A 9,003-nucleotide genomic window follows, 5' to 3' on the forward strand; every position below is an offset into this window, starting at 1 on the left:
GTGCCAAAACTTAAAAAAGTTATGGCGGAGCGGACGGGATTCGAACCCGCGACGTCCTGCGTGACAGGCAGGCACTCTAACCAGCTGAGCTACCGCTCCGAAATGTTTTCCTTGGTGGGCGATACAAGACTTGAACTTGTGACATTCGCCTTGTAAGGGCGACGCTCTACCAACTGAGCTAATCGCCCAAGAAAAACAATGTACCTAGTACTTAAGTACGAGGCACATTATACTGAAAAAAAATCTTATGCGTTAACTGATTCTTTAAGTAATTTACCTGCTTTAAATGCAGGTACTTTAGATGCTTTAATTTGAATCGCTTCACCTGTTTGTGGGTTGCGGCCTGTACGTGCTGCACGATCTCTTACTAAGAAGCTACCGAAGCCTGTAATTGCTACGTTATCACCTGCTGATAATGCTGAAGTAATTGCACCCGTTGTTGCATCTAATGCGCGAGCTGCGTCTGCCTTTGTTAAACCTGATGTTTCAGCAATTGCTGCTACTAAATCTGACTTGTTCATTACTTGTTCTCCTGTTTCGTAAATCGAATTTCAATGTTGAAATTTGTTAAGCGCTACTAAATCGCTTTCAATGAATTATCCATTAAATACCCCTACTGTCAACGCATTTTTTAAAAATATATGTCAAACCTTATGGTTTAGTTTTTTCTAATAGTTTAAGCTGTTGAATTAACGGTAAAATTTGCGTTTTCCAGATCTCAGATGTGAGTTGCCCAATGCGTTTAAACTGGATTATTCCTTGGCTGTCGACAATAAAAGTCTCAGGTGTTGCGTACACACCCAACTCTAAACCAAGCTTTCCTGCTTGATCAAAAATAATTTTATCGTATGGATTACCTAATCTATTTAAGAAAATCTGACCCTCTTTGTGAGTGTCTTTATAATTAATACCCAGCATTTGAATTGAATTAGTTTTGGCAATTTTCATCAGCATTTGATGTTCTGCACGGCAAGTTACACACCAAGAAGCCCAAACATTAACTAAGGTAATTTGACCTTTTAGCACCGACTGAGTGGTGTACTTCTCAGTAGTTTCAAAATCCTCCACTTCCAGATTAGGAAAAGATTTTCCAATGAGTGGTGATGGCAGTTTTTTAGTATCACGACCAAGACCGTCATACAAAAACCAAGCAAGGACAAAAAAAATAACCAAGGGTAAAAATTTTCCCATTATTGTTCAGCACTCTGGCTAGTGCCCACTTGAGAAGTGCTCTTTTTAAGAGATTCGGCCACTTCTGGCGGCATATAATTTTCATCATGCTTGGCCAGTACTTCTGTTGCCATAAACGTACCGTCCACTAATGAGCCCGTAGTAATAATACCCTGACCCTCTCTAAATAAATCTGGCAAGATGCCTTCGTATTTAATAGTGAAAGTGTTAGCGTTATCTGTCACATCAAAGCTCACTTTAATACCATCACGCTTCACGCTATTCATGCCTACTAAGCCGCCTAAACGAAAACTCTTTCCTTGTGGTGCTTTACCCTCAACAACATCGGTCGGAGAAAAATAATAAAGAAGGTTTTCATTAAATGCTTTTAAGCCAAAATAACCTGCCAAACTCACGCCAGAAACCAATATAGCCACCAAAATCATTCTACTTTGTCGTTTTGTCATTTTAATTAATTCCTTGAATATTTAAGTCGTAACTGCTTGATTATATTTTTATGAATAGATTTGGTTCTAATGAATAACACCGCAATCACAACGAAAGTCGTTAAATACGAAAACCAAATATAAAATGCATACTTACCATATGGTAAAAATGAAAAATACTCTGCCAATGTCATCGACTCTCCTCCATAATTATTTTCTTCACCCAACCGCTATTCTGTTCTTGTATTAATACCTCATCTCTAGCGCGCATCAACATCAAAGTTCCGTACAATAACTTAAAGGCAATCCCCATTAGTAATAACGGCATCAACATATCAGAGTGAATAGCCGGTTGCGTAATTTTCTCAATAGAGCTAACAGAAGCACCTTGATGAAGCGTATTCCACCAAGTCACCGAATAATGAATAATGGGAATATTAACCAATCCCACAATGGCCAAAATCGAGCTGGCCTTTGCAGCAGTTTTAGGATTGTCAAAGGCATTATTCAGCGACATATAGGCTAAATATAAGAATAATAAAATCAACTCACTAGTAAGTCGCGCGTCCCAAACCCACCAGGTGCCCCACATTGGCTTACCCCATACAGCGCCCGTAATCAATGCTAGCAATGTAAATGAAGCGCCAATTGGTGCGGATACTTTAGCGACGACATTGGCTAATTTAATTTGCCAAATAAGCCCAATACCACCAGAAATAGCCATCACTACATAAATAAACATACTCATCCAAGCTGCTGGCACATGTACATACATAATACGGTAGCTCTCGCCTTGTTGATAGTCAGCCGGGGCAATAATCAAACCCCAATACAAACCGACCAAAGTAATAATGATAAATGGGTATAAAAGCCAAGGGATAATTTTAGCACTTATTGAATAGAAATTTTTAGGTGAGGCAAACGCCTGAATCCATTTCCACATAATATATTCTTTAATAAAATCTGTAAGTTATTTTAAGGATTTTTTGGCCACGTTGTTGCGTAAATAAGTCGGCAGTGGCAAATTATCGTCCATTGGTTGATTGTTACCTATATGTATCAAAGCCATCTCGATTAAATTTTCAGCCTTAGGATAAAAATCAGCCTGATAATTCTCAATGCCAGTTGCCTTGGTTAAGTCTTGCTGATACGCACTCCAGCCTGTTCCAACACCGACATAATCTGAACCAAGTTTAGGTGCAGATTCTGGTTTAAAAATTGTTTCATCAATTAATCTGTTGTTTTCGTAAACACCCCAATAAATCTCGTTCATGCGTGCATCTAACGCGATTGCAATATTATTGGATTTAAATTTTTGACTAGCACCATAACCCGCAACCGCCAACGTAGAAAACCCCAAAGTTGGAATATCAAATGCCAACGACATACCTTGTGCTACACTCACGCACATACGCACACCCGTAAAAGCACCAGGGCCTTTAGTATAAACAATTAAGTCTAAATCCTTAACATCCAAACCCATTTCATCCAACACTTCATCACACAAAGGCAAAATCAATCCTGAGCTTTTAGTCACATCTTTTAAAAAACGAGACGTTTTCTTAGATTGTGCATATAAACTGACTGAGCAGACTTCCGTACAAGTATCAATGGCTAATATATTTTGCATTTGGCTATTTTACAATCTTTTCATACTTGTGATATAGTCTCAATACCAATTGTCTACGCTCGGCTAATCGTTGCGATTGTTTAATCGGATGATAGTAACTCGGACCCTTAACCAAAGCCACTAATGTTGCCATTTCTTCTAAAGTTAGCTTATCGATATCATTATTAAAATAAAACTGAGCAACCTGATGAAAACCATGAATACTCAAATTACCCTTCTGGCCAAGATAAACACTATTCATGTAATAATTTAAAATAAAGTTTTTATCAAAAGACAGCTCTAGTAATAACGCCATAACAATCTCTTTAAGCTTACGATCAATGGTACGCTCTCGCGTCAGTAGCGAATTTTTAATTAATTGTTGAGTAATGGTACTTGCGCCACGTAGAGGCTTATCACGCCAAACATAGTCTCTAACAACACGCAAAATCTCTTTAAAATCCACCCCTGGATGTGAAAAAAATGATTGATCTTCAGTTATTAACAACATATTAACCACTGTTTTTGATTGCTGCTCATAACTCATAAAATCAGAACTTTCTGGTTTTGAAAATTCATCTTTAATAATATTATCAAGGTAATTAACATACAGTGCAAAAACCACAACACCAAGCACTATGGCGTATTTAAGCCATTTAAAAAAACATTATTCATAGTTGGTTATCTTGAGCCAAGCTTTCAAAATGTCCACCATCACCAATAATAATATGGTCCAACAGCTGTACGTCGATCAACTCTAATGCCTGCTTAATTCTAGTAGTAATATCAATATCCGCTTTTGATGGCATTGGATCGCCTGATGGATGATTATGCGCCAAAACCACCGCGCAAGCATTTTTCTCAAGTGCTATTTTCACCACCTCTCGTGGATGTACGCTCGCTTGATTAAGCGTTCCCGTAAATAAAATATCAAGCTCAATCAACCTGTGCTTTTGATCCAACAACAAAACCACGAATTGTTCACGACTTGAGTGGCCAATATGTAAATGCAAATATTGGGCAATTTGTTCAGGGCTAGTAAACACATCACCTTTGGTTAAACCTGATTCAAAATGGCGCTTTGCCATTGCCAATACCCCACGTAAATTCGCGTATTTCGCCTTACCCAAACCCTTGGCTTGGCAAAATTCTTTTTCACTAGCATTGAGTAAATTATGCAACGAGCCAAACTGATCAAGCAAATCCTGCGCTAATTCCACTGCATTTTTACCTTTCACACCCGTACGCAAAAATATCGCCAACAGCTCAGCATCACTGAGACTGGCTTCACCAAATTTCAGTAATTTTTCTCGTGGTCGGTCGTTTTCGTGCCAGTCGGTTATTGCCATATATTGTTATATTGTATTTTGTAGTGTATAATGATTCATAGACGGATAAGTCCTATTATGTGCTTGATATGTTCCCTTCCAGCGGTTGGCAAGAGTATCAAGAATTAGACATAGTAGGGGCCGTCTTTTTTATGTCTGCTGTTTTATCAAAGATATTTCTGCTCAATTAATATTTTATCTTTAAAGCACTCATACCACTCCAGATCTTGATGCTCATACTTCCTGTAAACACCCCAGCAAAAATAATCAACACTCTGTATACCTGTATTACTCTTAGAGTCTTCATGACTAATTAACAATGGTGGTAAATTCAAAGGCAATTTCCCTTCTAGTTTAGCCACTAAATATTGGTTAAAATCTTCAATTTCAGCCTTATTTTTACATTTGTCAACAACCAAAGTAACTGCAGAATTTACTTTACTTAAATCAACTTTCTCTAATAAATAATGAGCTAAAAAATTGTAAAGTTTCTTGCGTCCAGATTTAGTAGTCAAATGATTATAAATTTTAGTTTTATTAAGGATGGCAGTATAAATTTCCCAATTAGTGCTTTTAATCCGCCTATAGAAATACTTCTTTGTAGAGATTGAATCTTTTGTAGCATGCAACTCTTCAGTATTTCTGTTATTTGTCTTCTTATGATTTAGCTTGTTTTTAAGGGTTCTTTTAACAGCGTACCCAAAAGAATCTGCCGCACTCTTATCTTTACACACTAGTAATGTAATAACAAATTTTTTTGACGGCTTTTTGTTAGTAAAGTCAAAGCCTAAATCACCAGACTCATCTAAATAAATAATCATAGCCTATAATTTTAAAGGCTTTTGTGATCCATAAACTTCAAATAATACAAAATACAAAATTTATATTATTTAATTTAATTATTTTTTACGTTAAATATATTGTTTTTTATTGGAAAAATTTAGCAAATTTAATGAATGAATGGTTTTCTGAGCAGACTCTATCTACTCAGGTGGATTTTTAAGTGCTAAATAAGAAAATATTGCTGAAAAATAGCTAAAAATAAGGGTTTTTATGCCTTTTAGATGCAAGCAAGGCCTACACCTTATGCTTTTATGGGGTTTTTAAGCGTGGAAAGTGATTGGTTTTTAGAAAGTTGAAAAATTTCGGAAATTTTGTAAACGGGCTTTTTTAAACTTACTTTTAGAAATTTTAGCTTATAACGGGTCTTTTCATTCTGTAAGGCTCACCGCTTGAATTAGATCATGACCAAAAAAGATTATAAATACCTACAAATATAGCAAAACCTGCAAATATGTTTTTAATTTCCGCTTAATTCACTAGCCAATAATTCACCTTGCTCAAGAACTCTATCCGCTTCAATGCGAGCAACATCTGGTGGATATCCATATTTCATCAGAACTTTTTTCACCATTAATCGTAATTTAGCACGAATATCATCACGTTTTTCCCAATCTACCGTCGCATTCTTTCTGATAATATCCACAATTAGATGAATTAACTCTTTCATTTTATTATCTTCTAAAAACTGAGTTGATGTATTTTCGGCAAGCACTGTATAAAAGGCGTATTCTTCAGACGTTAAACCTAGCTCATCTGCCTTAGAGTCTTGCAGGCGCATCTCTTTTGCCATATTGGCAAGTTCTTGTATCACCTGCGCGGTGTCAATTTGATTGTTGTGATAGCGCTTTATAACACTAGATAGCATTTCAGAAAATTTCTTGCCTTGTATAAGGTTCTTTTTCTTACGAGTCTTAACCTCATCATTGAGCAATTTTTTAAGCAACTCAAAAGCCAGATTTTGATGCTTCATATTTTTAACTTCAAGCAAAAACTCATCCGACAAAATATCAAGCGATGGCGCACTAACACCCGCCGCTTTAAACACATCCACCACACCACCACTACTCAGTGCATCATCTACAATTTGCCTAATTGCAGTATCAACCTGCTGATCAGTTTTTGCACCGCTTGGAGTGAATTTACTAATACGTGATTTCACCGCTTGAAAAAATGCAACTTCATCTTTAATAAGCTCTGCCTCATAGCTTGGCACTGCCATCACATAGAGTTTTGATAATGATCCAATAGCTGATAAAAATCTCTCTTTAAGTTTTTCATCACTCAAAATAAAATTCTGTGCGCCTAATAAAGTTTTGAGTTTTTCACCCGTTTCTGCATCAAAATAATGCTTATATTTAAAGCCATAAAACAATTGCCCTACCACTTCAAATTTCTCTTTCATGCCAGCAATCACTTGCTCAATATCAATAACTGCATCACCTTGACCACCACTTTCAGTATAAGTTTTCATCGCCTTGCGCAAATCCTGCCCAATACCAATATAATCTACAATCAAGCCACCAGGCTTGTCCTTATAAACTCGGTTAACTCTAGCAATTGCCTGCATCAGCGCAGCACCTTGCATTTTCTTATCAATATAAAGTGTGTGTAGTGGTGGTGCATCAAAACCCGTCAGCCACATAGATTGCACAATCACCAATTGCAACTCATCATTTGCATCTTTTAGCCTTGTGGACAATACTTTTCTGTCTTGCTTGTTGGTATGGTGTGGCTGAAAACTGGCAGGATCGTCACTGGCACTGGTCATTACCACCTTGATTTCTCCTTTATCTAAATCACTATTATGCCACTGCGATCTAAGCTTGATAATCTGTGCATACAAATCTACCGCTATTTGGCGCGTCATGCACACAATCATGCCCTTGCCTTCAAATACCTCTTGTCGTGCTTCAAAGTGATGCACAATATCTTTAGCAATATCAGTTAGCCTTTCTGGGTGTCCAACAATCGCATTAATTTGTGAATTTCTAGATTTTGATTTTTCAATCTGCTCATCACTAGCACCCTTAATATTATCAACCAAGGTATCAATTTTCTTACTTGTCTCAGCACTAAATTTAATCTTAACCAAACGTGATTCATAGCTAAGCGGTACAGTCGCACCATCAATCACCGCTTGAGCAATATCATAAACATCAATATAGTTACCAAATACTTGCTGAGTGTCTCGATCTTCTTTTTCAATGGGCGTACCCGTAAAGCCAATGTAAGTTGCATTTGGCAAAGCGTCACGCATATATTTGGCATTACCATATTTGATATTGCCCTGCTCATTCACCTTGCCTGTAAAGCCATATTGGCTACGATGTGCCTCATCAGCCACCACCACAATGTTACCTCTATCTGAAAGCATATCAAAAGTTGCACTATCCTCTTCTGGGTAGAATTTTTGAATCGTGGTAAAAACAATACCGCCACCTGATACTGTTAAGAGTTTTTTAAGACCAGCCCTATCTTGAGCTTGTACTGGCTTTTGCCTAAGTAGTGAAACACAATTACCAAAGGTCTCGAATAGTTGATCATCCAAATCGTTTCTATCCGTCAAAATTACAATAGTTGGGTTTTTCATTAGTGGCTCAACCACCAATTGCCCCGCATAAAATACCATTGATAACGACTTACCACTACCTTGCGTATGCCAAACTACGCCTGCTTTTCTATCACCTTTTTCTTGAGTTTTTACACTAGGCAAGCCGTAGCTCTCTGGTGCTTCTCGTACTTCATCAGCTACCTTGTTATCGCTCAATGCTCGCAAGGTTGAGGCAATGGCTTTTTCTACAACGTAAAATTGATGATAAGCCGCAATCTTTTTAATTTTTACTTGTTGTAATAATCCAGATTTTTCATCTTTAACCTCTTCGGATTCAAACACCGTGTTAAATCGAATCAATTTAAGTAGCGCTGATTTACTCAGCATTCGCTCGGCTAATATTTGCAATTCTGGCAAAAGTCCGTTTTCAGTTTTTTCAGGAGATTTCCACACCAAAAAGCGAGAGAACGGCGCAGACACGCTAGAGGTTCTAGCGTCTAATCCATCAGAAATCACACATAAAGCATTGTAATAAAAAATACTTGGAATGGCGGTTTTATAATTTTGTATTTGTGTGTAGGCTCGTTCCAAAGTGGCTTTTTCACTGGTGGCACTTTTAAGCTCGATAACAACCAGCGGCAACCCATTAACAAACAAAATAACATCCAATCTTTTAGATTGATTATTCTCTTTAATAACAAACTGATTAACTGCCCAAAAGCTGTTATTTTGAATATTATTAAAATCAACCAATTCAACTTGCTTGCCAACAGACTGCCCATTTTCAAACACCTCAATCGTGACACCACTGGTGAGCATATTATGAAACTGCTCATTGTTGGTCATTACATCATTTGAGCTTAAATCAAGCACTTGGCTATAAGCATCAGCCAAAGCAGCTTCATCCAAATCAGGATTAAGCCTTTGCAAGGATGCTTTAAATTCACCCTCAATAACCACTTGATCAAACCCACCACGAACACCATCAAGCTCAGTGCCATGAAAATACCCGTAGCCCTCAGACTTTAATAGGTCTATTAGGTTTTGTTCAATGTC

General features: G+C 37.3%; 10 protein-coding genes and 2 tRNA genes. All 12 read right to left on the bottom strand.

Annotated elements, in window-relative coordinates; translation table 11 throughout:
• Positions 1-22 precede the first annotated feature (22 nt).
• A tRNA-Asp gene (locus tag BTHERMOSOX_RS07740) sits at positions 23-99 on the bottom strand.
• A gap of 13 nt (positions 100-112) precedes the next feature.
• A tRNA-Val gene (locus tag BTHERMOSOX_RS07745) sits at positions 113-188 on the bottom strand.
• Positions 189-245: 57 nt separating this feature from the next.
• Complete coding sequence (locus BTHERMOSOX_RS07750) at positions 246-521, bottom strand: HU family DNA-binding protein (protein ID WP_138120518.1); 276 nt, start codon at positions 519-521, stop codon at positions 246-248.
• A 130-nt stretch (positions 522-651) separates the two neighbouring features.
• Positions 652-1,191 carry a DsbE family thiol:disulfide interchange protein gene (locus tag BTHERMOSOX_RS07755; RefSeq protein ID WP_138120519.1) on the bottom strand — a complete coding sequence of 180 codons (540 nt, stop codon included), beginning with the start codon at positions 1,189-1,191 and terminating at the stop codon, positions 652-654.
• On the bottom strand, positions 1,191-1,637 hold the full coding sequence (ccmE, locus tag BTHERMOSOX_RS07760) for a cytochrome c maturation protein CcmE (RefSeq protein ID WP_138120520.1): 447 nt from the start codon (positions 1,635-1,637) through the stop codon (positions 1,191-1,193). The genes BTHERMOSOX_RS07755 and ccmE overlap by 1 nt, the downstream gene beginning before the upstream one ends.
• Positions 1,638-1,642: 5 nt before the next feature.
• On the bottom strand, positions 1,643-1,810 hold the full coding sequence (gene ccmD / locus BTHERMOSOX_RS07765) for a heme exporter protein CcmD (protein ID WP_138120521.1): 168 nt from the start codon (positions 1,808-1,810) through the stop codon (positions 1,643-1,645).
• Entirely contained in the window at positions 1,807-2,559 is a 753-nt protein-coding gene (locus tag BTHERMOSOX_RS07770; RefSeq protein WP_138120522.1) for a heme ABC transporter permease, read from the bottom strand. The genes ccmD and BTHERMOSOX_RS07770 overlap by 4 nt, the downstream gene beginning before the upstream one ends.
• A 27-nt stretch (positions 2,560-2,586) precedes the next feature.
• Complete coding sequence (tsaB, locus tag BTHERMOSOX_RS07775; RefSeq protein ID WP_138120523.1) at positions 2,587-3,246, bottom strand: tRNA (adenosine(37)-N6)-threonylcarbamoyltransferase complex dimerization subunit type 1 TsaB; 660 nt, start codon at positions 3,244-3,246, stop codon at positions 2,587-2,589.
• 4 nt (positions 3,247-3,250) lie between these two features.
• Positions 3,251-3,862: a biosynthetic peptidoglycan transglycosylase gene (locus tag BTHERMOSOX_RS07780; protein WP_249360651.1), complete on the bottom strand. Its 612-nt coding sequence runs from the start codon at positions 3,860-3,862 to the stop codon at positions 3,251-3,253.
• A gap of 34 nt (positions 3,863-3,896) precedes the next feature.
• Positions 3,897-4,574: a RadC family protein gene (radC, locus tag BTHERMOSOX_RS07785; RefSeq protein WP_138120524.1), complete on the bottom strand. Its 678-nt coding sequence runs from the start codon at positions 4,572-4,574 to the stop codon at positions 3,897-3,899.
• Between the two features lie 146 nt (positions 4,575-4,720).
• Positions 4,721-5,374 (bottom strand): DUF3800 domain-containing protein, encoded by a 654-nt coding sequence (locus BTHERMOSOX_RS07790; protein ID WP_138120525.1) that lies wholly within the window; start codon positions 5,372-5,374, stop codon positions 4,721-4,723.
• Positions 5,375-5,853: 479 nt separating this feature from the next.
• Complete coding sequence (locus BTHERMOSOX_RS07795; protein ID WP_138120527.1) at positions 5,854-9,000, bottom strand: type I restriction endonuclease subunit R; 3,147 nt, start codon at positions 8,998-9,000, stop codon at positions 5,854-5,856.
• Between the last annotated feature and the right edge of the window lie 3 nt (positions 9,001-9,003).

This window comes from Bathymodiolus heckerae thiotrophic gill symbiont, from assembly GCF_900128515.1.
Classification (GTDB): domain Bacteria; phylum Pseudomonadota; class Gammaproteobacteria; order PS1; family Pseudothioglobaceae; genus Thioglobus_A.